The following is a 24,794-nucleotide window of genomic DNA, read 5'->3' on the forward strand; positions in this document are numbered from 1 at the left end:
CTCCAGATCAAACACGTATCCGCTCGATGACACACCGCTTCGGCCCCTAGGATTCCACCTATCACCTCACCGGTCTCATTCGGACAGGAACCCCATGAGCGACACTTCCCCCTACGGCTTCGAGCTTGTGCGGCGTGGGTACGACCGCGCTCAGGTGGACGAACGTATCTCCAAGCTCGTCTCCGACCGTGACAGCGCTCTCGCCCGCATCACCGCCCTGGAGAAGCGCATCGAGGAGCTCCACCTCGAGACGCAGAACGCGCAGGCCCAGGTCGGCGACGCCGAGCCGTCGTACGCGGGCCTCGGCGCGCGGGTCGAGAAGATCCTCCGCCTCGCCGAGGAGGAGGCCAAGGACCTGCGTGAGGAGGCCCGGCGCGCGGCCGAACAGCACCGCGAACTCGCGGAGTCGGCGGCCCAGCAGGTCCGCAACGACGCCGAGTCCTTCGCCTCGGACCGCAAGGCCAAGGCCGAGGACGAGGGCGTCCGGATCGTCGAGAAGGCCAAGGGCGAGGCCTCCCAGCTGCGCGCCGACGCGCAGAAGGACGCGCAGTCCAAGCGGGAGGAGGCGGACGCCCTCTTCGAGGAGACCCGCGCCAAGGCCGCGCAGGCCGCCGCCGACTTCGAGACGAACCTCGCCAAGCGGCGCGAGCAGTCCGAGCGCGACCTGGCCTCCCGTCAGGCCAAGGCCGAGAAGCGGCTGGCGGAGATCGAGCACCGCGCCGAGCAGCTGCGCCTGGAGGCGGAGAAGCTGCGCACCGACGCCGAGCGCCGGGCCCGCCAGACGGTGGAGACGGCCCAGCGCCAGGCCGAGGACATCGTGGCCGACGCCAACGCCAAGGCGGACCGTATCCGTTCGGAATCCGAGCGCGAGCTCGCTGCGCTCACCAACCGCCGCGACTCCATCAACGCCCAGCTGACGAACGTGCGCGAGATGCTGGCGACCCTCACCGGTGCCGCGGTGGCCGCCGCGGGCGCGCCGACCGAGGACGAGCCGATCTCCCGCGGCGTTCCGGCCCAGCAGTCCCGCTGATTCACGTTCACCGGGCCTGACCGCGGCTGACATCCGCCGCTGACCGCGAAGCTCTCTGCCCCAGGGGTGGCGGAGAGCTTCGCGGCGTTCTAGCGTGTCCCGCATGATCGAACTGGAGGGGTTGACCAAGCGGTACGGAGAGAAGCTGGCGGTCGACGGCCTCAGCTTCACCGTCCCGCCGGGCACCGTCACCGGGTTCCTCGGGCCCAACGGGGCCGGGAAGTCCACGACGATGCGGATGATCCTCGGCCTCGACCGGCCAACCTCCGGGTACGTCCGCATCGACGGCCGGCACTACCACGAGCTCAGGGACCCGCTGACGTACATCGGCGCGCTGCTGGACGCCAAGGCCATGCACGGCGGGCGCAGCGCCTACAACCACCTGCTGTGCCTCGCCCAGAGCAACGGCATCCCCACCCACCGGGTGAACGAGGTCCTGGACACCGTCGGTCTGACGCCGGTGGCGCGGAAGAAGGCGAAGGGCTTCTCGCTCGGCATGAGCCAGCGGCTCGGCATCGCCGGCGCGCTGCTCGGCGACCCGCGGATCCTGATGTTCGACGAGCCGGTCAACGGCCTCGACCCCGAGGGCATCCACTGGATCCGCGGCCTGATGAAGTCCCTCGCCGCTCAGGGCCGTACGGTGTTCGTCTCCTCGCACCTGATGAGCGAGATGGCGCTGACCGCCGACCACCTCGTCGTCATCGGCCAGGGCCGGCTGCTCGCCGACACCTCCATGGCCGACTTCATCGATAGGAACTCCCGTTCCTACGTCCGGGTCCGCACCCCGCATCACGAACGTCTGCTCGACGTGCTGCACGGGGCCGGGATCACGGCCGTGCCGGGCGAGGGCGGGGTGCTTCAGGTCGAGGGCGGCAAGGCCGAGCGCATCGGCGAGCTGGCCGCACAGCACCAGGTCGTGCTGCACGAGCTGAGCAGTCAGCAGTCGTCGCTGGAGGAGGCGTTCATGCGGCTGACGGCCGGGGCGGTGGAGTACCACGCGCACACCGGCCGGCCCGTGCCGGAAGGGGCGCCCGCCCAGCCGTCGGGCGCCGACAGCGAGAAGGAGGGCTGAGCGATGGCGGCGACTCAGGTCATCAGGTCCGAGTGGACCAAGATCCGGTCGGTGGCGTCCACGGTGTGGACGCTGTCCCTGACGGCGGTCGTCACGATCGCCCTCGGCATGCTGATCTCGGCCCTGTCGAAGCACGCGTTCGACAGCATGGACGAACGGGATCGGTTCTCCTTCGACCCGACCTACGTCAGCTTCGCCGGCATGGGGCTCGGGCAGCTGGCGATGATCGTGTTCGCGGTGCTGGTGGTGTCCAACGAGTACAGCACCGGCATGATCCGCACCTCGCTGGCCGCCGTCCCGCAGCGCGGGGCCTTCCTGGCGAGCAAGGTGGCGGTGGCGACCGGGCTGGCCCTCGTGGTGGGCATGGTCACCAGCTTCGCCTCGTTCTTCCTCGGGCAGGCGATGCTCGGATCGCTCGGCACCTCCCTCGGCGAGCCGGGCGTGCTGCGCGCCGTCGTCGGCGGCGGCCTCTACATGGCCCTCATCGCGATGTTCTCGATGGGCGTCACCGTGATGCTGCGCTCGCCGATGCTGTCGCTGGGCATCCTGATGCCGTTCTTCTTCCTGATCTCCAACATCCTCGTCAACGTCTCGGCGACGAAGAAGATCGGCCGCTTCCTGCCCGACCAGGCCGGCGGCCGCATCATGCAGGTGGTTCCGCGAGTCGGCGACGACACCCCCTACGGCCCCTGGGGCGGCCTCGGGATCATGCTGCTGTGGGTGATCGCGGCGCTCGCCGGAGGGTACGTACTGCTGCGGAAGCGGGACGCCTGAGCACGGCAGGCTTTTACTTTCTTTTGGGCGGAACCGTCAGCGCCCCGATATCCTCCTAACCCTTACGGGGGCGTGCGCCCCGCTTACCTGAACCGTTCGATGGGTGCGGAGCATGATCGAGGCAGTCGGCCTGACCAAGCGCTATGGCGACAAGACCGCCGTGCACAACCTCTCCTTCCGGGTACGGCCAGGTGCCGTCACCGGCTTCCTCGGTCCGAACGGCTCGGGCAAGTCGACGACGATGCGGATGATCCTGGGGCTGGACAACCCCACCGCGGGATCGGTGACGATCGGCGGCCATCCGTACCGCACGCTGCCGAACGCGCCCCGCCAGGTCGGCGCCCTGCTGGACGCGAAGGCGGTGCACGGCGGCCGGTCCGCGCGCAACCACCTGCTGTCCCTGGCGCAGCTGTCCGGCATCCCGGCCCGCCGCGTCGACGAGGTGCTCGGGGTCGTCGGCCTCCAGGACGTGGCGAGGAAGCGCTCCAAGGGCTTCTCCCTCGGCATGGGCCAGCGGCTGGGCATCGCCGCCGCGCTGCTGGGCGACCCGCAGGTGCTGCTGTTCGACGAGCCGGTGAACGGTCTCGACCCCGAGGGCATCCTCTGGGTGCGCAATCTGATGAAGTCGCTCGCGGCGGAGGGACGGACCGTGTTCGTCTCCAGCCATCTGATGAGCGAGATGGCGCTGACCGCCGACCATCTGATCGTCATCGGGCGCGGGCAGCTGCTCGCCGACATGAGTGTGACGGACTTCATCTCCGCGAACTCCGCGGACTTCGCGCGGGTCCGCACGCCCGACACCGAGCCGCAGCAGCGGGAGAAGCTGACGTCCGCGCTGACCGAGGCGGGCGGGCACGTGCTGCCCGAGCAGGACGGCGCGCTGCGCGTGACCGGTCTGCCGCTGCCGCGCATCAGCGACCTCGCGCACGAGGCGGACGTACGCCTGTGGGAGCTGTCGCCGCACCAGGCCTCGCTGGAGGAGGCGTACATGCGGATGACCCAGGGGGTCGTCGACTACCGCTCCACCACCGACCAGAAGGCCGGGCTGATGCAGCCCCTGCCGCCCGGCGCCGAGCCGTCCGTGCCGGTTCCCGGCCAGGGCCAGCCCGGCTGGTACGCGCCGCCACCGCCCCAGCCGGGCGGACAGCCGTTCGCGGGTCCGCACGGCGCCCCCGGCGCGCAGCCGAACCCGTACGCCGCTGCGGGCGCGGGCCACCCCGGCCCCTACGGCGCCCCGAACGCGGGCGTCCCCAACCCGTACGCGCAGAGCGCGCCGCAGGCGCCTCAGGTGCCCGCCCAGCCCGCCAGCGCGCCGCACGGATGGGCCGCGCCGGCCGCAGCGCCCGCCGTCTCCCCCGCGCCGCAGGCCCCCGCCGCGCCCGCGCAGCCCTCCGCGCCCGCCGCCGACTCCACCAAGCCCGAGGACGCCCGATGAGCACGCCGCAGACTCCTGTGCCGCAGGCCGCGCCGCCCGCCTGGGAGGCGGCGGCCGGTTCCCCCCAGCCCGGCTACACCTCGCCGATCCCCGTCGTCCGTACGCACCTCGGGCACGCCCTCGCCTCGGAGTGGACGAAGATCAAGTCGGTGCGCTCCACGATGTGGACGCTCGGGGTGTTCGTCCTGCTCGTGGTCGGGATCGGGGTGCTGGTCGGCCTGATCATCGCCGACTCCGCAGGGGAGATACACGGCGACGAGAACATGCTGTCGCTGGGCTTCTTCGGGCTGCTGCTCGGCAGCATCTGCATCATCACGCTCGGCGTGCTGACCACGGCCTCGGAGTACGGCACCGGCATGATCCGGACCACGATGACGGCGTGCCCGAGCCGTGGGCGGGTGCTCACGGCCAAGGCGGTGGTGTTCTTCCTGGTCGCGTTCGCGGTGACCCTGGTCTGCACCGGCCTGGTCGGCCTCGCGCAGACGGCCATGCTCGACAGCGCCGGCGCCCGGCAGCCCACCGGCGCCGAGTGGTTCAAGGCCACGGTGGGCGTCAGCCTCTACATGGCCCTGCTCGGGCTGTTCTCGCTCGTCATCGGCTCGGTGCTGCGGCACTCGGCGGGCGCCATCACGATCATGATCGGTGTCGTGCTCGCCCCGCTGGTGATCGCGCTGTTCATGTTCACGCGTTCGCTGGAGAAGGTGCGCCAGTTCCTGTTCGAGTACTCGATCCCGAACCAGCTGAGCGTCTTCTACTCCAACTCCCTCACCGATTCGGGCCCGACCGGCTGGGACCCGCTGTGGATCCTGCTGGGCGCGACGGCCGTCGCGTTCGCCGGGGCCTGGGCCCTGCTGCGGAGCCGGGACGTCTGAGCGACTGGAACCGCGGCTAGTGCCGTGGCAGGCAAAGCTTGCCCGTCAAGGAGCGGCGTCCGGTGCGTGCTCTCGGTGTGCCGGCCGGAAGTCCTCGTACTGGATGTACTTGGGCTTTCGGGCGGTGCGGCGAGAGTGCGTGCCGGGCGTCGAGACGGGGCGAGCGTTGCCTGCCGGGGCACTAGAACCGCGGCGCGTTACGGGACCGCTGCACCCGCGTGGTGCGGCGGTCCTTGGCGTTCCAGCACGCCTTGTGCCAGTGCCGGCGGTCGTCCACGCCCGCGTGCTGGGGCCAGGCCACCACGTGCGGGACGCCGGAGGGGATCACCTGGTCGCAGCCGGGGCAGCGGTACGTCTTGCCGTCGGTGCTGGAGCCCGCTACATGGCGCACGCTGAAGTCCTCGTCCTGCCAGCTCTCGGTGGACTGCCAGCCGCCGTAGCGGCCCGCGGTGTCGTCCTCGGCGCTCCAGCCGGACGAGGCTGCGCCTCTCCCATCCTTGGGTCGATTGCGGCGGGGGGACACGGGACACCTCACGAAGCCGTAGGGAAGACAGGGACCTTCTCCAGCCTACGCGGCGCCGCTACGGCCGGGTAAGGAGAACCAACCACCACAAGTCCCCTTCCCGGACGACCCATTCCGCAGACAATCCGCATATCTCTTCGCCAGGCCGTGTCCTCGGCACGTGTCGCCCGGTTATGCCGGGTGGGGGAGCTCCGTGTCGGAGCCGAGGAAGCAGGAAAGAGCAATGCGCGTAGGAAGTTTCGTGCTGGCGGCCCAGTTCCCCGGGCAGGGCCAAGGCGAGGCGCTGCACCGGGCGGTCCGGTCCGCGGAGGTCGCCGAGGAGGCCGGGCTGGACGCGGTCTGGCTGGGCGAGCACCACTTCGTCCCGTACGGGACGTGTCCGTCGGCGATCACCCTGGCCGCGCTGCTGCTCGGCCGCACCCGCCGTCTGCGGGTGGGCACGGCGGTCAGCGTACTGCCCACGGTCCACCCGGTCGCGCTCGGCGAGCAGGCGGCGCTGCTGCACATGACGAGCGGCGGGCGGTTCTCGCTCGGCGTCGGGCGCGGCGGCCCGTGGGTGGACCTGGAAGTGTTCGGCATGGGACTGGAGGCGTACGAGAACGGGTTCCCGGAGTCGCTGGACCTGCTGGTGCGCTGGCTCCGTGAGCCGTCGGTGTCGGCCTCGGGAGAGCGGTTCGCCTTCCGCGAGGTCCCCGTCGTACCGCGCCCGTCGGAGGCACTGGAACAGGTCCCGGGTCCCGAGGTCGTCGTCGCCTGCACCTCCCCGGCGAGCGTGCGGCTGGCCGCCGAGCGCGGGCTGCCGATGCTGCTGGGCATGCACATCGGGGACGAGGAGAAGGCCGAGATGGTCGCCCTGTGGCAGCGGTGCGCGCGGGCGGCGGGCCGGCCGGGCGAGGAGGTCCGGGGTGCCGCCCATGTCTCGGCGGGCGTCTGCCAGATCGCGGACCGGCGCACGGACGCGGTGGAGACGCTGCTGAAGGCGATGCCGGGCTGGCTGAAACAGGGGCTGGACGCCCATGTCACCGTGGACGGCCGGACCCGCGGGATGCGCGATCCGCTGGAGTACACCGAACTGCTCTGCGGGCTGCACCCGGTGGGCACCCCGCAGCTGTGCGCCGACCGGCTCGCGGCGACCTCCGAGCGGACCGGCATCTCCCGCTTCGCCCTGCTCACGGAGGGCTCGGGTGATCTGGCGGCCACGGAGGAGAACCTGCGACGGCTCGGCGCCGAGGTACTGCCCCGCCTCCGCTGACCGTGAGCGCGCCGTGGGAGGCTTGCCGCCCCTGTACTCCAAGCACCTCCCGCGCACGGAGCGGCAAGCAGGCGACTCACGATGTCAGCAGTCCCGCAGTTCCGGGGACTGGTTGAGGAGCTGGTTGCGCACCGAGGTGAAACGGGCCAGCGTCTCGTCGACCGAGGCGTCCAGCGGGAACACCGCCACCCGGTGGCAGTTCTGGAAGGCGAGCCGTACACCGAAGTGCCGCTGAAGCGCGCCGCGTATGGCGTCACTCGCCAGCGCACGCAGCAGCTGACCGCGTGCCTGCTCGTCCGGCGGGGGCGTCTGGTTGTCGGCGAACTGGCCGCCGTCCACCTTCAGCTGGGCCACCAGGGAGCTGATCATCTCCCACGCGTAGGGCAGGGAGGTCCGGACGCAGTCGACGAAGTCAGCTTCGTCGACCTCGCCTCGCTCGGCCGCTTCGAGTAGGGCCGGTGAGACGTCGAGCGACATGGGTTCTCCTCTCGCACCCCCGAACGACAGGGGTTGCCGGACAGATAAGGGGGCACGCGACTCCCGACACGGTGAGTACACGGGTCGCGACCTCCCGTTCACTACGGTAGGCACAAGAACGGACGCCCACTAGGCGAATGCATATACAGACCGGGCTAGTTGGGCACACAATCGGCCACAAGTGAACACGGGTGATCCAGGGAAAAATGGGGCGCCTCACGAGGGGTCCCGGCGGCCGCCCGGCGGAAGGCCCCCGGGCGAATCGCGCGCACCGCCGTCCGTCCAGTAGCGTTGCCGACCATGCGTCTCGTCATTGCCCGGTGCGCCGTCGACTACGCCGGCCGGCTCACCGCCCATCTGCCGTCAGCGCCCCGTCTGATCCTGGTCAAGGCGGACGGCAGCGTCTCGATCCACGCGGACGACCGCGCCTACAAGCCGCTGAACTGGATGTCCCCGCCGTGCACGCTCAAGGAGGGCACCGGTGACGAGGAGGGCGTCTGGACCGTCGTCAACAAGGCGGGCGAGAAGCTCATCATCACGATGGAGGAGGTCCTGCACGACTCCTCGCACGAACTCGGCGTGGATCCGGGGCTGATCAAGGACGGCGTGGAAGCGCACCTCCAGGAACTGCTCGCCGACCGCATCGAGACGCTCGGCGAGGGCTACACGCTGATCCGCCGCGAGTACATGACGGCCATCGGCCCGGTCGACATCCTGTGCCGGGACGCCGAGGGCCGGACGGTCGCGGTCGAGATCAAGCGGCGCGGCGAGATCGACGGCGTGGAACAGCTCACCCGCTACCTCGAACTGCTGAACCGCGACCCCCACCTCGCCCCGGTCCGCGGCGTCTTCGCGGCCCAGGAGATCAAGCCACAGGCCCGCGTCCTCGCCACCGATCGCGGCATCGGCTGCCAGGTACTGGACTACGACGCCCTGCGCGGCATCGAGGACGACAAGCTGCGCCTGTTCTGAGGACGGCCGCAGGGCGCTCGTACGGCGCCGGGGGCCGGGTCCGTGTCGTACGGACCCGGCCCCCGGTTCTTCGTGGATCAGGCGAGCGTCGCCGTGTCGGACGACTCCGTGGCCGCGCCGCTCTCGGAGGCGTCGGCCGGCGGGCCGGCCGAAAGGCCGGACGTCGGCGCCGAGGTGCCTCCGGACGGCTCTCCGGACGAACCGGTGTCGGCGCCGCCGGTGGGGCCCGTGGTGCTCCCTCCCGAGGGCTCGCCGCTGGGTTCTCCGCTGCTCCCACCCGTGGGATCGCCGGTGCCGCCGCCGGTGGAGCCGCCGCTCGTGGGGCCTCCGGTGCCGCCGCCGGAAGAGCCTCCGCTGCCTCCGCCCGGTGTGCCGCCGCCCGTGGAACCCCCGGGGTTCCCGCCGGTCGTCCCACCGGTCTTCCCGCCGGTGCCGCCGCCCGACGAGTCGGCGGGCCCCGACGGCTTCGGGGGCTTGGACGAGGAACCCGAGGACGTGCCGCCGCCCGACGGCGCGAGGCTCTCCGACGGCTCGGCGCCGCCCGGCGCCGGGTCCTCGGACGTGCCGGAGACGGAGCTGTGGCCCGGGTCCGTCGGACGGCTGGTCGCCGTGCCCGTGTCGCCTCCCCCGCTGCGGTCCTGCTTCGGCGTGTCGGCGCCCAGGCTGCCGTCGTCCACGTCCTGGCCGGCGGACGGATTGACGTTGTCGGAGGGGGCGTCGGGGGTGTTCTGGGAAGTGGCGCCGAGCGTGACCACCGTGCCGAGGACGGCCGCGAGCAGCGCGCCCGCGCCGGCCGCCACGAGGTTGCGCCGGGCCAGGCCCTTGATGCCGACGCGGTGCTTGGCCGGGGCGTGCGGCGAACCCGGGGCCGACGCCTGGTGGGTGACCAGCGTGGAAGGGGCACCGCCGGACTGCTGGAGCGCCGGGAAGGGCGCGGGCACCCCGCCCGGCGGGGACGCCGACTCCTCGGTGCGGGCGTCCGGCACCTCCTCGCCCGCCGTCGCGCCGAGGCCCACCGCCGTACCGGAGCGGTCGGTGACCAGGGCGAGGGCGCGGCGCCCGGCGACCGTGCCGCGCTTGTCGGCGAGCGCGCCGCGCAGCCCGATGGAGGCCTCCAGTTCGGCGCGGGCCCGGTCCAGCTGACCGCCGCAGAGCGCGAAGATGCCCAGCTCGTGGTGGAAGTAGGCCTGTTCGGCGACCTCGCCGGCGAGCCGGGAGGCCTCGGTGCCGTAACGCAGCGCCCGTTCCCAGGCGTTCCAGTCGAGGCCCGCGGCGAACGCGGGGGCGGCGGTGCGGGCGAACCGTACGGCCGTGCTCTCCTCCTCCCCGGCGGACGGCGTGGTGACCGGCACCAGCACGGCCAGCGCGGCGAGCACGGCGTCCGCCTCGGCGCACACCCGCTCCGGGGTGACCGAGGGGTGGCCGGCCCACCAGGTGTAGTGGCGGGCCGCGGTGAGGGCCTGCTCCTCGGCGTCGTCGCCGTATCCGGCGGCCTCCAGCTGGGTCAGCACACCGGCGGCGAGCCGGTAGCGGGAGCCGGCCGGGGAGACCAGGCCGCAGCTCGCCAGCTCGCCGAGCGCGGCGTCGGCGTGGGTGTCGCCGACCAGCGCGGGCAGGTGCGACTGGTGGGGCACCTCGCCGCCGAGCGCGACGGCGAACCGCAGCGTGGCCCGCGCGGAGGCGCTCAGCCGGGAGGCGAGCAGCGGCGCGGGCGCGGCGGCCTCGCCGAGCGAGGGCAGGGGTACGGCGTCGCCGTCGCCCCCGTCCAGGACGGCGTCCGCGGGCGGCGCGTCCTCGAAGACGCCGAACTCCTCGACGGCGCTGGTGCCGGCCCTCAGGTGGTCGTGCTGGCTCAGCAGGGCACCGGCCTGCACGAAGCGCAGCGGCAGGCCCTCGGACTCGAACCAGAGGTCCCCGGCCCAGTTGGCCTCCTCCTCGGAGAGCACACGGGCGACGGCGCGCTCGATGAGTTCGACTCCGCCGGCCCGGTCCAGGCCGCTGAGGGAGACCTCCTCGACCTCCGACTCGGCGGACGGCGCGGGCACGTCCGGGGTCGCGCTGATCAGGAAGGCGCATTCGGGGGTGGCGTCGATCAGCTCGTCGAGCGCGCCGCCGCCGACCTCGATGTCGTCCACCACGACGACCGCGCCGATCTCCCGGACGTACGCGAGCAGTTCGTCCCGGTCGGGCCGGTACCGCGGCGCGCTGTACACCGCGTGGAAGAGGTCGTGGAGCAGGTCGCCGGCGGTGCGGCGGTGGCCGGTGAGGCGGACGACGCCGTCGGGGGCGAGGTCCGAGCAGTCGTCGGCGACGAGGTCGAGCAGGCTGGTCCGGCCGGAGCCGCCCGGCCCGGTCAGGCGTACGGAGCGGCCGCGGGCGAGCAGCCGCACGAGCTGCTCGCGCCCGTCCTGGCGTTCCAGGAGCGGCTGGGCGGACGGCGCCGGGCCCGCCGGTACGGGCGGCCCCGCCACGCGGTCGTGCTCGGCGCGCTCGGCCGGTGTGTACTTGCGCGGCCGGTCGGGGTGCTCCCCGGGCGGGCAGGCCTCGATCTCGCTGCCGTCCACGGGGTTGACAGTGAACAGGAAGTCGCCCGAGACGAGCCGCGCCGTGCGGGCCGGTGCGGGCGCGTGCTGGACGAAGTCGGATGCGAGGGAATCCCTGGGCGGGCGCCGGCCCGGCACGTGGCCGTCGCCGCCATGGCCCATGTCCTCGGGTTCCCGGGTGTTCGGGTCCATAGGTTCCAAGCCCCCCAAAAGCGTCGTGTGCCGGACATGGCCGGCCCCTCCCGGCCTTGCCGCACACCGCGCTGTCGCTTCTGGTCCGGGCCCGCTCGAGGGTCGCTGAGCTGCGGGCGACCGAACCCTAAACCTTCGGCCAGTATCCACGACAGCCCGGGGTACCGACCGGCCCGAGACGTCACGGTCTCATGAGGATTGCGCGCCACGTACGGTTCGCCGACGTGCGCCCGGGTCTCCCCCGTCGCCCGGTTCACACCTGTTCGGACCGGGGTGACGCGGCCCGGTCTAGACGCGGGGCAGGGACTCGACGCCGATACCGCCCTCGATGGCGAGGATGCGGTGCAGCCGGGTGGCCACCAGCAGGCGCTGCATCTGCGGCGGCACGTCACGCAGCACCAGGCGCCGGCCGCAGCGGCCGGCCCGCCGGTGGACACCCATGATCACGCCGAGTCCGGTGGCGTCCCAGGAATCGAGCTCGGACAGGTTGAGCACCAGGTCGCCGACGCCGTCGTCGACGGCCGCGTGCAGGACCGTACGGGCGTCCGCCGCGCTGCGGACGTCGAGGCGGCCCCCGACGACCAGCTCGGCGTGGTCGCCCCTGATGTGCATATCCGCTCCCCGTGAATGCTGTGGCGTACTCCGTGACGGTGGCTGTGCAACCTCTGACTGCTTCCGCGGCGGTCTGGTTGCTGCTTGTAAGCGAACCGATACCGAATTCACCCCGGAGGGTGACCCCCGTGGCCCTTGTGCGGTCTCAGTGCTTGTAGAAGCCCTGCCCGCTCTTGCGCCCGATGTCACCGGCGTCAACCATCCGGCGCATCAGCTCCGGCGGGGCGAACTTCTCGTCCTGGGTCTCGGTGTAGATGTTGCCGGTGGCGTGCAGCAGGATGTCGACGCCGGTCAGGTCCGCGGTGGCGAGCGGTCCCATGGCATGGCCGAAGCCGAGCTTGCAGGCGAGGTCGATGTCCTCGGCGGTGGCGACGCCCGACTCGTAGAGCTTGGTCGCCTCGACGACGAGCGCCGAGATGAGCCGGGTGGTCACGAAGCCGGCCACATCGCGGTTGACCACGATGCAGGTCTTGCCCACGGACTCGGCGAACTCCCTTGCCCGGGCGAGGGTTTCGTCGCTCGTCTTGTAGCCGCGGACCAGCTCGACGAGCTGCATCATCGGCACCGGCGAGAAGAAGTGCACGCCGACGACCCGCTCCGGGCGCTCCGTCACGGCCGCGATCTTGGTGATCGGGATGGCGGAGGTGTTGGAGGCGAGCACCGTGTCCTCGCGGACGAGCTTGTCGAGGGTGCGGAAGATCTCGTGCTTGACTTCGAGCTTCTCGAAGACGGCCTCCACCACGAGGTCGGCGTCGGCGGCCGCGTCCAGATCGGTGGTCGTGGTGATGCGGGCGAGGGCGGCGTCGGCGTCGTGCGCCTCCAGCCTGCCCTTGGTGACGAACCTGTCGTACGAGGCCTTGATGCCGTCCGTGCCGCGCCTCAGTGCCTCGTCGGTGACGTCCCGCAGGACGACGTCCCAGCCCGCCTGCGCGGCGACCTGGGCGATGCCGGACCCCATGAGACCGGCCCCGATGACGGCGAGCTTCCGTGACACTGACGACTCCCCTTCGAAACGACTGCACGACTTCGAAACGACTGCACGACGACTGCGCGGGCGCTTACCCGCTGCTTACGCATGGCTCCTGTGCGGACATTAGCGCTCGCGCGGGACCTTGAGACCCGTAAGTAATGCGTGTCACTGTCTCAGGGCGTGAGACGCCCGTCACGTCCGGTACGGCGGGCTCGGCCACGAAATCCTCCCGCCCCGGGCCGGGTTGGCGCCACCGTGAAATCGCCGCACCGCGCCCGTCGCGGGAACGTCTAGATTGGCCTCATGGTCAACCTCACGCGCATCTACACCCGGACCGGGGACAAGGGCACCACCGCCCTCGGCGACATGAGCAGGGTCGCCAAGACCGACCTGCGGATCTCCGCGTACGCCGACGCCAACGAGGCGAACGCGGTGCTCGGCACGGCGATCGCGCTGGGCGGGCTCGGTGAGGACGTCGTCGAGGTCCTCACCCGGGTGCAGAACGACCTGTTCGACGTGGGCGCGGACCTGTGCACGCCGGTGGTGGAGAACCCGGAGTTCCCGCCGTTGCGGGTCGAGCAGTTCTACATCGACCGGCTGGAGGCGGACTGCGACCGCTTCAACGCCGAGCTCGACAAGCTCCGCTCCTTCATCCTGCCCGGCGGGACGCCGGGCGCGGCCCTGCTCCACCAGGCGTGCACGGTGGTCCGCCGGGCCGAACGCTCGACCTGGGCCGCCCTGGAGGCCCACGGCGAGACGATGAACCCGCTCACCGCGACCTATCTCAACCGGCTGTCGGACCTGCTGTTCATCCTGGCGCGCACGGCCAACAAAGCTGCCGGGGACGTGCTGTGGGTACCAGGCGGCGAACGCTGAGCGCTCCTCCCCGCCAGGGACGACCCGCACCCGCCCGGTGCCCGCTCACCGTCCGGCCGGTGTGCGCTCCTCGTCCGGACGGGCCGACTCGGCCGGAGCCTTCTTGGGGAAGAGCAGGTACGACAGCGCGATCAGCCCGTGGATCCCGGCGATGCGCAGCGTCGTCCCCTGCCAGGACCTGAGCGGCTCGGTGGCGGACGGGTCGCCGACGTACAGGACCGCCGCCTGGAGCAGGGCGAGGGAGACGCACGACGCGACGAGGGTGCGCAGCCAGAGGCCGCCCTCGTGGCGTGCCCGGGCCAGTCCGTGACGGGGCGGTTTCCCGGGGCGCGGGCCGCCGGCCAGGCGGTGGGCCGCGTGGGCGTCGAGCCGGCCGACGGTGTAGTGGCCGTAGCCGACGGTGAAGCCGATGTACAGGGCGGCCAGTCCGTGCTCCCAGCCGGGCACCGCGCCGTTCCTCAGATCGACGGCGGTGACCGCGAACAGGACCAGTTCCAGCATCGGCTCGCACAGCAGCAGGGCCATGCCGGTGCGGCGCCACCGCAGGAGGTAGCGGGCGGTCAGGCCCAGCGCCAGCAGTACCCAGAAGCCCACCTCGCAGGCGATGATCAGCGCGACGATCACGATTGCTCCTCTCGGTTCCTCCTCCAGGCTGGCGGCGGACCGCGTCCGCCGCGTCGTCGGCGGTGACGAACCGCTCGTGCATCCTTCGATGTACGAGCGGACCCTCCCGGGGCATCAGGCGGCCGACCGCTCCCCCGTGTTGGATGGACGCATGGCCCGAGGACTCCGCCCACACCGCCACGACGTGTACATCGCCGTGGGCGGACTGGTCGGCGGACTGGCGCTGCTCGGCATCGGGCTGCACACCCGCGCCCGCCACGCCCCGGCCTCCGTCCTGGACCAGGACTGGGCGGTCGCCGTCCCGCTGCTGGTGATGGCGGGGTGCGAGCTGCTGCGCCGGACCCGGCCGGGGCCCGCCCTGCTCGTCGGCACCGCGGCGGTCGTCGCGGACCTCCCGACGCGGGGCAGCCTGGCCACCGTGGTGATGTTCACCGATCTGGTCTACGCGGCGGTGCTCTACGGCCCGCCCGCCCTCGCCCGCCGCCTTCCCTGGATCACCGGTCTGCTCACGGTGATCGGCACGGTCGTGCCCCTCGTGGTCTGGCGCACGCCGCAGACACTCCTGCTTGGCGTGGGCGTCGCCCTGGTCAGCCTGGTGCCGGCGGCCACCGGCTGGGTGGTGCGCAACCACCGTGACACGGCGGTCGCCGAGCGGCTGCGGGCCGAACAGACCGCGCTGCTCGCGGACATGGACCGCACACAGGCGATCGTCGCCGAACGAGCCCGGGTCGCACGGGAGTTGCACGACATGATCGCCAACCACATGTCCGCCATCGCCATCCAATCCACGGCCGCGCTGTCCCTGGACGACCCGGAGACCTCGCGGCAGGCGCTCACCGTGATCCGGGAGAACAGCGTCGAAGGACTGGCGGAGATACGGCGGTTGATCGGCATCCTGCGCGACAGCGGCGACGAGCACGCCCCGGCCGCCGCACCGACCCTGGACGGTCTCGAGGCGCTGGCCGAGGCGGCACGCGGCAACGGTCTCGAGGTGACGCTCGACGCCCGGCACGGCGAGGTGCCGACACCGGTGGAGCTGGCGGCGTACCGGATCGTGCAGGAGTCGCTGACCAACGCCCTCAAGCACGCGGCTCCGGGCCTCGTCACCGTCGCTCTGGCCCGGCGTGACGGCGCGCTCGAGGTGGCGGTGACCAGCCCCTACGGGCGCCGGGGCGGGCCGCGCGCCCCGGGCTCCGGTGCCGGTCTGACCGGGATGCGGGAGCGGGCCACGCTGCTCGGTGGCGCGTTCGCGGCCGGTCCCGAGGGCGCCGTCTGGACCGTCCGTGCCACCCTGCCCCTGGGCGACGGCGAAGGAGATACCGCATGATCCGTGTCCTCGTCGCCGAGGACCAGTCCGCCGTCCGCGCCGGGCTGGTCCTGATCCTGCGCAGCGCGCCCGGCATCGAAGTGGCCGGCGAGGCGGCGGACGGCGAGCGGGCGGTCGCGCTGGCCCGCGAGCTGCGTCCGGACGTGGTGCTGATGGACATCCAGATGCCGCGGCTGGACGGGGTGTCGGCGACCCGGCAGGTGGTCGCGGAGCAGTTGGCGGACGTCCTCGTGCTCACCACCTTCGACCTCGACGAGTACGTCTTCGGGGCGCTGCGCGCCGGGGCGGCCGGCTTCCTGCTCAAGGACGCCGAGGCGCGTGAGCTGGTGGAAGCGGTGCGCACGGTGGCGCGCGGGGAGGGGATCGTCGCACCCGCCGTCACACGGCGTCTGATCGCGGAGTTCGCCGCCGGACCGGCACGGGAGGCGAAGGCGGCGCCGGCCGCGCTGGGCACCCTCACCCCCCCGGGAGCGCGAGGTGCTGTCGTGCCTGGGTGAGGGGCTGTCCAACGCGGAGATCGCCCTCCGCCTGGACCTCGCGGAGGGCACCGTGAAGACCCACGTCAGCCGCCTGCTGGGCAAGCTGGAGCTGCGCAGCCGGGTCCAAGCGGCGGTGCTGGCCCAGGAGTTGGGGATCTGAGGAGCAACGGGACAACTGGTCCAGACCTATTGACCCGTGGTCCAGACCTTTCTATTCTCGCGGCACCGGGGGGCGTGATGGCTCAGTCACGCCCCCCGACCACAACCCCCACCGCCGAAGGGGCGGCCATAGCTCCCCGCAGGCGACATCACAAGAGGAGGCGCGGTATGCGCTTCAGACACAGAGCCGCGGCCGGGTTCGCGACCCTGCTGCTCCCGCTGGCCGGGATGGTCGGCCTCGCGGGCTCCGCTCAGGCCGCGGCATCGGCCACCGCCACCTACGCCAAGACCCAGGACTGGGGCACCGGCTTCGAGGGCAAGTGGACGGTGACCAACTCCAGCACCACGAGCATCAGTTCGTGGACGATCGAGTGGGACTTCCCCTCCGGTACGTCCGTCACCTCCGCCTGGGACGCGGACGTGACCAGCTCCGGCACCCACTGGACCGCCAAGAACAAGTCCTACAACGGCACCCTCGCCCCGGGCGCCTCCGTCTCCTTCGGCTTCAACGGCGCCGGCGCCGGATCCCCCAGCAACTGCAAGCTCAACGGCGGAAGTTGTGACGGCGGCAGCACGGTACCCGGTGACAACCCGCCCTCCGCGCCGGGCACCCCGACCGCCTCGAACATCACCGACACCTCGGTGAAGCTCACCTGGGGCGCGGCCACCGACGACAAGGGCGTCAAGAACTACGACGTGCTGCGCGACGGCAGGACGGTCGCGACCGTGACGACGACCTCGTACACGGACACCGGGCTGACCGCGGGCACCGACTACTCCTACAGCGTCCAGGCCCGTGACACCGCCAACCAGACCGGCCCGGTCAGCGGCTCGGTCGCGGTGCGCACCACCGGCGGCGGTGGCGGCACTCCCCCGCCCGGCAACAAGGTCCGGCTCGGCTACTTCACCGAGTGGGGCATCTACGGCCGCAACTACAACGTCAAGAACATCGTGACGTCCGGCTCCGCCTCGAAGATCACGCACATCAACTACGCCTTCGGCAACGTCACCGGCGGCAAGTGCACGATCGGCGACTCCTACGCCGACTACGACAAGGCGTTCACCGCCGACCAGTCGGTCAGCGGCGTCGCCGACACCTGGGAACAGCCGCTGCGCGGCAACTTCAACCAGTTGCGCCAGCTGAAGGCCAAGTACCCGAACATCAAGGTGCTGTGGTCCTTCGGCGGCTGGACCTGGTCCGGCGGCTTCGCGGACGCGGCCAAGAACCCGACGGCCTTCGCCCAGTCCTGCTACGACCTGGTGAAGGACTCCCGCTGGGCCGATGTGTTCGACGGCATCGACATCGACTGGGAGTACCCCAACGCCTGCGGCCTGACCTGTGACACCAGCGGGCCGGCGGCCATCAAGAACGTGGCGGCCGCGCTGCGGGCCAAGTTCGGCAACAGCGCCCTGGTCACGGCGGCCGTCTCCGCCGACGGCACCTCCGGCGGCAAGGTGGACGCCGCCGACTACGGCGGGGCGGCGCAGTACCTCGACTGGTACAACGTGATGACGTACGACTTCTTCGGCGCCTGGGACGCGAAGGGCCCCACCGCCCCGCACTCCCCGCTCACCTCCTACAACGGCATCCCGCAGGCCGGCTTCACCACGGCCGACGCGATCGCCAAGTACAAGGCCAAGGGCGTACCGGCGAGCAAGCTGCTCGTGGGCATCGGCCTGTACGGCCGCGGCTGGACCGGCGTCACCCAGGACGCCCCGGGCGGCACGGCCACGGGCCCGGCGGCCGGTACGTACGAGCAGGGCATCGAGGACTACAAGGTGCTCAAGACGTCCTGCCCGGCCACCGGCACCATCGCGGGCACGGCTTACGCGAAGTGCGGCAGCAACTGGTGGTCCTACGACACCCCCGCCACCATCGGCACCAAGATGTCCTGGGCGAAGACCCAGGGCCTGGGCGGCGCCTTCTTCTGGGAGTTCAGCGGTGACACCAGCAACGGCGAACTGGTGAACGCCATCAACAGCGGTCTGTCGTAAGGGTCCACCGGCCCCGAGACCGGAAGAGCTCCCCCGGACGTGGTCCGGGGGAGCTCTTCCGTCGTACTACGCCACATTCACCCTTTGTCCGGGCGGCGCCGCCTCCAGCCAGGCGAGGAAGCCGGTCAACGCGTCCTCGCTCATCGCGAGTTCCAGGCGCGTACCGCGGTGCAGGCAGGTGAGGACGACCGCGTCGGAGAGCAGCGCGAGTTCCTCCTCGCCCTCGGGCAGACGGCGGCCGGCCACCTCGATGGACGCCCGCTCCAGGGTGCGGCGGGGACGGGGGGCGTAGGAGAAGACACGGAACCACTCGACGCGGTCGCCGTTGTAGCGGGCGACGCCGTAGCTCCAGCCCTTGCCGCTGGTGTCGGTCTTCTCCGGTACGTCCCAGCGCAGACTGCAGTCGAAGGTGCCGCCGGAGCGCTGGATGAGCCTGCGTCGCAGGCCGAAGACGAACAGTCCCACCACCACGAGCAAGACCACCAGCCCGCACACAGTCAGAGCGAGGACCATCGACACCGACCTCCTCGTCTCCTAGGTAATGGAACGGAAAAAACACCCGCATTCACCTCAGCCGCGGCCGGTACCGGATTGCTCCGGTACCGACCGCGGCTGAGTGACGTCATCACACGGCTGGCTGGGTTCAGCTGGCCGTCGCCGCGCGCAGTCGGACCTCCGCGCGGCGCTCGGCATGAGCGTCGCCCTCCGCCTTGGCGCGTTCGAGTTCCCGCTCGGTGCGCTGGACGTCGATCTCGTCCGAGAGTTCGGCGATCTCCGCCAGCAGCGACAGCTTGTTGTCCGCGAACGAGATGAAACCGCCGTGCACGGCGGCGATCACCGTGGCACCTTCACTCGTACGGATGGTCACCGGGCCCGACTCCAGCACACCGAGCAGCGGCTGGTGACCGGGCATGACGCCGATGTCGCCGGACGTGGTGCGCGCGACGACCAGGGTGGCCTCGCCGGACCAGACCTGGCGGTCGGCGGCGACGAGCTCGACGTGCAGCTCAGCAGCCAAGGGTGGCTCCTCGGGTCACCACCCGGCGGTAGTGCCGGGTGTTGGGGTCAATTCTAGGGGGCGTGGGAGAGGGGGCGGGACGCACCCGCCCCCTCAGGTGAGCTCGATGCTCAGGAGACGCCGAGCTCCTTCGCGTTCTTCTTCAGGTCCTCGATACCACCGCACATGAAGAACGCCTGCTCGGGGAAGTGGTCGTACTCGCCGTCGCAGATCGCGTTGAACGCCGCGATCGACTCGTCCAGCGGCACGTCCGAGCCGTCCACACCGGTGAACTGCTTGGCGACGTGGGTGTTCTGGGACAGGAAGCGCTCCACGCGACGGGCACGGTGGACGACGAGCTTGTCCTCCTCGCCGAGCTCGTCGATACCGAGGATCGCGATGATGTCCTGCAGGTCCTTGTACTTCTGCAGGATGCTCTTCACGCGCATGGCCGCGTTGTAGTGGTCCGCCGCGATGTAGCGGGGGTCCAGGATCCGGGACGTGGAGTCCAGCGGGTCCACGGCCGGGTAGATGCCCTTCTCCGAGATCGGACGGGACAGAACCGTCGTCGCGTCGAGGTGGGCGAAGGTGGTGGCCGGGGCCGGGTCGGTCAGGTCGTCCGCGGGGACGTAGATCGCCTGCATCGAGGTGATCGAGTGACCGCGGGTCGAGGTGATGCGCTCCTGGAGCAGACCCATCTCGTCGGCCAGGTTCGGCTGGTAACCCACCGCGGACGGCATACGGCCGAGCAGCGTGGAGACCTCGGAACCGGCCTGCGTGAAGCGGAAGATGTTGTCGATGAAGAACAGCACGTCCTGCTTCTGGACGTCACGGAAGTACTCGGCCATGGTCAGGCCGGCCAGCGCGACGCGCAGACGGGTGCCCGGGGGCTCGTCCATCTGACCGAAGACCAGCGCGGTCTTGTCGATGACGCCCGACTCGCTCATCTCGTCGATGAGGTCGTTGCCCTCACGGGTGCGCTCGCCGACACCGGCGAACACGGAGACACCGTCGTGGTTGTTGGCGACGCGGTAGATCATCTCCTGGATGAGCACCGTCTTGCCGACGCCGGCGCCGCCGAACAGACCGATCTTGCCGCCCTTGACGTACGGGGTCAGCAGGTCGATGACCTTGACGCCGGTCTCGAACATCTCGGTCTTCGACTCGAGCTCGTCGAAGTTCGGCGCCTTGCGGTGGATCGGCCAGCGCTCGCCGTCGTACTCGGCGTCGACGTTCAGCACCTCACCGAGGGTGTTGAACACCTTGCCCTTGGTGAAGTCGCCGACCGGGACGGAGATCGGCGCGCCGGTGTCCGTCACCGGGGACTGGCGGACCAGACCGTCGGTGGGCTGCATGGAGATCGTGCGGACCAGGCCGTCACCCAGGTGCTGGGCGACCTCCAGGGTCAGCGTCTTCTGCTCGCCCTCGTTCGCCGGGTCGGCGACCTGGACGTGAAGGGCGGCGTTAATGTCCGGCATCGCGTCGACGGGGAACTCCACGTCGACGACCGGGCCGATGACCCGCGCGACGCGGCCCGCCGCCGTGGCCGTCTCAACAGTGGTGGTCATTACTTGTCACTCCCCGCGGTCGCGTCGGCCAGGGCGCTCGCGCCACCGACGATCTCGCTGATTTCCTGGGTGATTTCGGCCTGGCGGGCCGCGTTGGCAAGACGCGCGAGCGTGTCGATCAGCTCGCCCGCGTTGTCGGTGGCCGACTTCATCGCGCGCCGCGTGGCGGCGTGCTTCGAAGCGGCCGACTGGAGCAGCGCGTTGTAGATACGGCTCTCCACGTAGCGCGGCAGCAGCGCGTCGAGGACGTCTTCCGCCGAGGGCTCGAAGTCGTACAGCGGAAGGATCTCGTCCTTCGGCGCGGCCTCTGCGGCGACCTCGTCCAGACGCAGCGGAAGCAACCGGGAGTCGGTCGCCGTCTGCGTCATCATCGAGACGAACTCGGTGTAGACGATGTGGAGCTCGTCCACGCCGCCCTTCTCGGTGTCCGTCCCGATGGCCTCGATCAGCGGGGCCGCCACCGTCTTGGCGTCCGCGTACGTGGGCTCGTCGGTGAAGCCGGACCACGACTCCGTGATCTTGCGCTCACGGAAGTTGTAGTGGGCCACACCGCGCCGGCCGACGATGTAGGCGTCGACCTGCTTGCCCTCGCGCTCGAGGCGCGCGGTCAGCTGCTCCGCCGCCTTGATGGCGTTGGAGTTGAAGGCGCCGGCCAGACCGCGGTCGCTCGTCAGGAGCAGTACCGCGGCGCGGGTCGGGTTCTCCGCCTCCGTGGTCAGCGGGTGCTTGGTGTTGGACCCGGTTCCGACCGCCGTGACCGCGCGGGTCAGTTCCTGCGCGTACGGCGTGGAGGCCGACACCTTGCGCATCGCCTTGACGACGCGCGAGGCGGCGATCATCTCCATCGCCTTGGTGATCTTCTTGGTCGCGGTGACGGATCGGATGCGACGCTTGTAGACCCGGAGCTGGGCTCCCATGAGTCAGGTCCCTTCCTTACGTCACTTGGCGGCAGCGGCCGGGGTGTCCTCGCCGAGCAGCTTGCCGTCGCCCGTCTCGAACTGCTTCTTGAACTCGGCGATCGCCTCGGCAATGGCCTGGAGCGTGTCGTCGGACATCTTGCCGCCCTCCTTGATGGAGGTCATGAGGCCCTGCTCCTTGCGGTGCAGGTACTCCAGGAGCTCCTTCTCGAAGCGGCGGATGTCGGCGACCGGCACCTCGTCCATCTTGCCGGTGGTGCCGGCCCACACGGAGACGACCTGGTCCTCGGTGGCCATCGGCTGGTACTGGTCCTGCTTCAGCAGCTCGACCATGCGCTGACCGCGCTCCAGCTGCGACTTCGAGGCCGCATCCAGGTCGGAACCGAAGGCGGCGAACGCCTCCAGCTCACGGAACTGGGCCAGGTCCACGCGCAGACGGCCGGAGACCTGCTTCATCGCCTTGTGCTGCGCGGAACCACCGACTCGGGAGACGGAGATACCGACGTTCAGCGCGGGGCGCTGACCGGCGTTGAACAGGTCCGACTCCAGGAAGCACTGGCCGTCGGTGATGGAGATGACGTTGGTCGGGATGAACGCCGAGACGTCGTTGGCCTTGGTCTCGACGATCGGCAGACCGGTCATCGAGCCCTTGCCCATGTCGTCGGACAGCTTCGCGCAGCGCTCCAGCAGCCGGGAGTGCAGGTAGAAGACGTCGCCCGGGTAGGCCTCACGGCCCGGCGGACGGCGCAGCAGCAGCGACACGGCACGGTAGGCGTCGGCCTGCTTCGACAGGTCGTCGAAGATGATCAGGACATGCTTGCCCTGGTACATCCAGTGCTGACCGATGGCGGAACCGGTGTACGGCGCCAGGTACTTGAAGCCGGCCGGGTCGGACGCCGGGGCGGCCACGATGGTCGTGTACTCCAGCGCGCCGTTCTCCTCCAGCGAGCGCCGGACCGACGCGATGGTGGAGCCCTTCTGGCCGATGGCGACGTAGATGCAGCGGACCTGCTTGTTCGGGTCGCCGGTGCGCCAGTTGTCGCGCTGGTTGATGATCGTGTCGACGGCCAGGGCGGTCTTGCCGGTCTGGCGGTCGCCGATGATCAGCTGACGCTGACCGCGGCCGATCGGGGTCATGGCGTCGACGGCCTTGTAGCCGGTCTCCATCGGCTCGTGCACCGACTTGCGCTGCATGACCGTGGGGGCCTGCAGTTCGAGGGCGCGGCGGCCCTCGGTCTCGATCTCGCCGAGGCCGTCGATCGGGTTGCCGAGCGGGTCCACCACGCGGCCGAGGTAGCCCTCGCCCACGGCCACGGACAGGACCTCACCGGTGCGCTGCACCGGCTGGCCCTCCTCGATGCCGCTGAACTCACCGAGGACGATGGCACCGATCTCGCGCTCCTCGAGGTTGAGGGCGAGGCCGAGGGTGCCGTCCTCGAACTTCAGCAGTTCGTTGGCCATGGCCGAGGGAAGACCCTCGACCTTCGCGATGCCGTCGCCGGCAAGGGTGACCGTACCGACCTCCTCGCGCGAGGCCGCGTCCGGCTTGTACGACTGGACGAAGTTCTCCAGCGCGTCCCGGATCTCCTCCGGCCGGATCGTGAGCTCCGCCATCTGGGTTCCCTGCTCTCCTTGTTGGGCCCGAAGTTTCACTTGGGGGGTATTCCACGAGTTCGGGACTCCCCCCAATAAGAGGTGAATCCTCTGCACGGCCCAACCAGGGCCGTCGTGTACGTCTTGCGTGTTGAGTTGCTGCTAGCTCGCCATGCGGCGGGCGGCGTCCTCGAGCCGGTCCGCGAGGGAGCCGTTGATGACCTCGTCACCGACCTGCACCCGGACTCCGCCGACGACCTCGGGGTCGACGTCGAGGTTGAGGTGCATCTGGTGGCCGTAGATCTTCGCGAGGGCCGCGCCGAGACGCTGCTTCTGCGTGTCGCTCAGCGGGACCGCCGAGGTGACGACGGCGACCATGCGGTTGCGACGGTCGGCGGCGAGCTTGGTCAGGGACTCCAGTCCCGCTTCCAGGCTACGTCCCCGCGGCGCGGTCACAAGGCGCGTCACCAGACGCTCGGTGGTCGCGGCCGCCCGGCCGCCGAGCAGCCGGCGCAGCAGCTCCTTCTTGGCCGAGACGGTCGCGGCGCGGTCGGTCAGGGCCGCGCGCAGCCCGGTGTTGGAGGAGACGATCCGGCCGAAGCGGAACAGCTCGTCCTCGACGTTGTCGAGCGTGCCGGCCTGCTGCGCCGCGGTGAGGTCGGCGACGTCCGCCAGCTCCTCCAGCGTGTCGACCAGGTCACGGGGCTGCGACCAGCGGGAACGCACCATGCCGGACACCAGGTCGACGGCCGTGCCGCCGACCTGCCCGCCGAGCAGGCGCTGCACCAGCGTGGCCTTGGCCTCACCGGACTGCGCCGGGTCGGTCAGGACCCGACGCAGACCGACCTCGCGGTGGAGCAGCGCGGTGACGGCCGCCAGCTCGTCGGCGAGCCGGCCGGCGTCCACCGAGGTGGAGTCCGTCAGCGCGTCCAGACGCTCGCGTGCGGCGGTCAGCGCCTCACGGCTGGCTCCGTGCATGGTCATCGAGTCGCCTCGGCCTTCGAAGCGGCTTCGTCGAGGCCGTCGAGGAAGCGGTCGATCACACGGCTCTGCCGGGCGTGGTCCTCGAGGGACTCGCCGACGAGCTTGCCGGCCAGCTCGGTGGCCAGCGTGCCGACGTCCTGCCGGAGCGCGGACGCGGCGGCCTTGCGGTCGGCCTCGATCTGGGCGTGGCCGGCGGCGACGATCTCCTCGCGCTGACGCTGGCCCTCGGCCCGCATCTCCGCGATGAGCGTGGCGCCCTGCTCCTGTGCCTCCTGGCGCAGGCGCGCGGCCTCGTGCCGGGCCTCGGCGAGCTGAGCCTTGTACTGCTCAAGGACGCTCTGGGCCTCGGTCTGCGCGGCCTCGGCCTTCTCGATACCGCCCTCGATCGCCTCGCGGCGCTCCTCCAGAACCTTGTTGATGTTCGGGAGGAGCTTCTTGGCGAGGAGACCGAAGACGATGACGAAGGCGAGCAGGCCGATGACGAGCTCGGGGATCGGCGGAACGAGAGGGTTCTCCGTCTCGGCCGCCAGAATGAGCAGCTGGCTCATGTC

At 70.9% G+C, this 24,794-nt stretch carries 23 protein-coding genes and 1 pseudogene; 11 read left to right on the top strand and 13 right to left on the bottom strand.

Going from position 1 to position 24,794, the window contains the following annotated elements:
• Window positions 1-94: 94 nt before the first annotated feature.
• The 5 genes from ACWC91_RS00190 to ACWC91_RS00210 all read left to right on the top strand — a co-directional run bounded on the left by ACWC91_RS00190 (window position 95) and on the right by ACWC91_RS00210 (window position 5,183).
• Window positions 95-1,030: a coiled-coil domain-containing protein gene (locus ACWC91_RS00190; protein ID WP_141358294.1), complete on the top strand. Its 936-nt coding sequence runs from the start codon at window positions 95-97 to the stop codon at window positions 1,028-1,030.
• A gap of 103 nt (window positions 1,031-1,133) precedes the next feature.
• On the top strand, window positions 1,134-2,102 hold the full coding sequence (locus ACWC91_RS00195; RefSeq protein WP_450644351.1) for an ABC transporter ATP-binding protein: 969 nt from the start codon (window positions 1,134-1,136) through the stop codon (window positions 2,100-2,102).
• 3 nt (window positions 2,103-2,105) lie between these two features.
• Entirely contained in the window at window positions 2,106-2,876 is a 771-nt protein-coding gene (locus tag ACWC91_RS00200) for an ABC transporter permease (RefSeq protein WP_225075605.1), read from the top strand.
• A 112-nt stretch (window positions 2,877-2,988) separates the two neighbouring features.
• Window positions 2,989-4,311, top strand: coding sequence for an ATP-binding cassette domain-containing protein (locus tag ACWC91_RS00205; RefSeq protein WP_450725741.1), 1,323 nt, complete (start codon window positions 2,989-2,991; stop codon window positions 4,309-4,311).
• A complete protein-coding gene (locus ACWC91_RS00210; RefSeq protein WP_281155212.1) occupies window positions 4,308-5,183 on the top strand; it encodes an ABC transporter permease subunit in 876 nt (291 codons plus the stop codon). The genes ACWC91_RS00205 and ACWC91_RS00210 overlap by 4 nt, the downstream gene beginning before the upstream one ends.
• Before the next feature lie 181 nt (window positions 5,184-5,364).
• Here the strand turns inward: ACWC91_RS00210 and ACWC91_RS00215 are convergent, their stop codons facing one another.
• Entirely contained in the window at window positions 5,365-5,706 is a 342-nt protein-coding gene (locus tag ACWC91_RS00215) for an ATP/GTP-binding protein (protein ID WP_225075602.1), read from the bottom strand.
• A 223-nt stretch (window positions 5,707-5,929) separates the two neighbouring features.
• On the opposite strand from ACWC91_RS00215, the gene ACWC91_RS00220 reads away from it, so the two are divergent.
• Window positions 5,930-6,958 carry an LLM class flavin-dependent oxidoreductase gene (locus ACWC91_RS00220; RefSeq protein ID WP_225075601.1) on the top strand — a complete coding sequence of 343 codons (1,029 nt, stop codon included), beginning with the start codon at window positions 5,930-5,932 and terminating at the stop codon, window positions 6,956-6,958.
• An 84-nt stretch (window positions 6,959-7,042) separates the two neighbouring features.
• On the opposite strand, the gene ACWC91_RS00225 is transcribed toward ACWC91_RS00220, so the two are convergent.
• A complete protein-coding gene (locus ACWC91_RS00225) occupies window positions 7,043-7,435 on the bottom strand; it encodes an SCO5389 family protein (protein ID WP_225075600.1) in 393 nt (130 codons plus the stop codon).
• 300 nt (window positions 7,436-7,735) lie between these two features.
• Here ACWC91_RS00225 and nucS point away from each other — a divergent pair, with 300 nt between their 5' ends.
• On the top strand, window positions 7,736-8,407 hold the full coding sequence (nucS, locus tag ACWC91_RS00230) for an endonuclease NucS (RefSeq protein ID WP_225075599.1): 672 nt from the start codon (window positions 7,736-7,738) through the stop codon (window positions 8,405-8,407).
• Between the two features lie 77 nt (window positions 8,408-8,484).
• Here the strand turns inward: nucS and ACWC91_RS00235 are convergent, their stop codons facing one another.
• The 3 genes from ACWC91_RS00235 to ACWC91_RS00245 all read right to left on the bottom strand — a co-directional run bounded on the left by ACWC91_RS00235 (window position 8,485) and on the right by ACWC91_RS00245 (window position 12,748).
• Window positions 8,485-11,142, bottom strand: a complete 2,658-nt coding sequence (locus ACWC91_RS00235) for an ATP-binding protein (RefSeq protein WP_450643061.1) — start codon at window positions 11,140-11,142, stop codon at window positions 8,485-8,487.
• 288 nt (window positions 11,143-11,430) lie between these two features.
• Complete coding sequence (locus ACWC91_RS00240; protein WP_225075597.1) at window positions 11,431-11,754, bottom strand: STAS domain-containing protein; 324 nt, start codon at window positions 11,752-11,754, stop codon at window positions 11,431-11,433.
• 145 nt (window positions 11,755-11,899) lie between these two features.
• Window positions 11,900-12,748 carry a 3-hydroxyacyl-CoA dehydrogenase family protein gene (locus ACWC91_RS00245; RefSeq protein ID WP_225075596.1) on the bottom strand — a complete coding sequence of 283 codons (849 nt, stop codon included), beginning with the start codon at window positions 12,746-12,748 and terminating at the stop codon, window positions 11,900-11,902.
• 279 nt (window positions 12,749-13,027) lie between these two features.
• Here ACWC91_RS00245 and ACWC91_RS00250 point away from each other — a divergent pair, with 279 nt between their 5' ends.
• A complete protein-coding gene (locus ACWC91_RS00250) occupies window positions 13,028-13,600 on the top strand; it encodes a cob(I)yrinic acid a,c-diamide adenosyltransferase (RefSeq protein ID WP_225075595.1) in 573 nt (190 codons plus the stop codon).
• A 45-nt stretch (window positions 13,601-13,645) separates the two neighbouring features.
• On the opposite strand, the gene ACWC91_RS00255 is transcribed toward ACWC91_RS00250, so the two are convergent.
• Window positions 13,646-14,224, bottom strand: a complete 579-nt coding sequence (locus ACWC91_RS00255; protein WP_225075594.1) for a hypothetical protein — start codon at window positions 14,222-14,224, stop codon at window positions 13,646-13,648.
• Between the two features lie 151 nt (window positions 14,225-14,375).
• On the opposite strand from ACWC91_RS00255, the gene ACWC91_RS00260 reads away from it, so the two are divergent.
• From ACWC91_RS00260 to ACWC91_RS00270, 3 genes and pseudogenes are all read left to right on the top strand, one after another.
• A complete protein-coding gene (locus tag ACWC91_RS00260) occupies window positions 14,376-15,551 on the top strand; it encodes a sensor histidine kinase (protein ID WP_450643059.1) in 1,176 nt (391 codons plus the stop codon).
• A pseudogene (locus tag ACWC91_RS00265) lies at window positions 15,548-16,190 on the top strand (response regulator). The gene ACWC91_RS00260 and the pseudogene ACWC91_RS00265 overlap by 4 nt, the downstream one beginning before the upstream one ends.
• A gap of 167 nt (window positions 16,191-16,357) precedes the next feature.
• Window positions 16,358-18,184: a glycosyl hydrolase family 18 protein gene (locus tag ACWC91_RS00270; protein WP_450643057.1), complete on the top strand. Its 1,827-nt coding sequence runs from the start codon at window positions 16,358-16,360 to the stop codon at window positions 18,182-18,184.
• 66 nt (window positions 18,185-18,250) lie between these two features.
• On the opposite strand, the gene ACWC91_RS00275 is transcribed toward ACWC91_RS00270, so the two are convergent.
• From ACWC91_RS00275 to ACWC91_RS00305, 7 genes are all read right to left on the bottom strand, one after another.
• The gene (locus ACWC91_RS00275) at window positions 18,251-18,697 is read right to left on the bottom strand and encodes a DUF2550 domain-containing protein (protein ID WP_141358328.1); all 447 of its coding nucleotides are present in this window, start codon (window positions 18,695-18,697) and stop codon (window positions 18,251-18,253) included.
• Window positions 18,698-18,827: 130 nt separating this feature from the next.
• Window positions 18,828-19,202: a F0F1 ATP synthase subunit epsilon gene (locus ACWC91_RS00280; protein ID WP_100568037.1), complete on the bottom strand. Its 375-nt coding sequence runs from the start codon at window positions 19,200-19,202 to the stop codon at window positions 18,828-18,830.
• A 110-nt stretch (window positions 19,203-19,312) separates the two neighbouring features.
• Complete coding sequence (gene atpD, locus ACWC91_RS00285) at window positions 19,313-20,749, bottom strand: F0F1 ATP synthase subunit beta (protein ID WP_225075590.1); 1,437 nt, start codon at window positions 20,747-20,749, stop codon at window positions 19,313-19,315.
• On the bottom strand, window positions 20,749-21,666 hold the full coding sequence (locus ACWC91_RS00290) for a F0F1 ATP synthase subunit gamma (RefSeq protein ID WP_450643056.1): 918 nt from the start codon (window positions 21,664-21,666) through the stop codon (window positions 20,749-20,751). The genes atpD and ACWC91_RS00290 overlap by 1 nt, the downstream gene beginning before the upstream one ends.
• Before the next feature lie 21 nt (window positions 21,667-21,687).
• Window positions 21,688-23,280, bottom strand: a complete 1,593-nt coding sequence (gene atpA / locus ACWC91_RS00295) for a F0F1 ATP synthase subunit alpha (RefSeq protein ID WP_225075588.1) — start codon at window positions 23,278-23,280, stop codon at window positions 21,688-21,690.
• Between the two features lie 141 nt (window positions 23,281-23,421).
• Window positions 23,422-24,237: a F0F1 ATP synthase subunit delta gene (locus ACWC91_RS00300; protein WP_225075660.1), complete on the bottom strand. Its 816-nt coding sequence runs from the start codon at window positions 24,235-24,237 to the stop codon at window positions 23,422-23,424.
• Between the two features lie 2 nt (window positions 24,238-24,239).
• Window positions 24,240-24,791 carry a F0F1 ATP synthase subunit B gene (locus tag ACWC91_RS00305; RefSeq protein ID WP_225075587.1) on the bottom strand — a complete coding sequence of 184 codons (552 nt, stop codon included), beginning with the start codon at window positions 24,789-24,791 and terminating at the stop codon, window positions 24,240-24,242.
• Window positions 24,792-24,794: the final 3 nt, after the last annotated feature.

Source organism: Streptomyces sp. NPDC001204 (genome assembly GCF_053598035.1).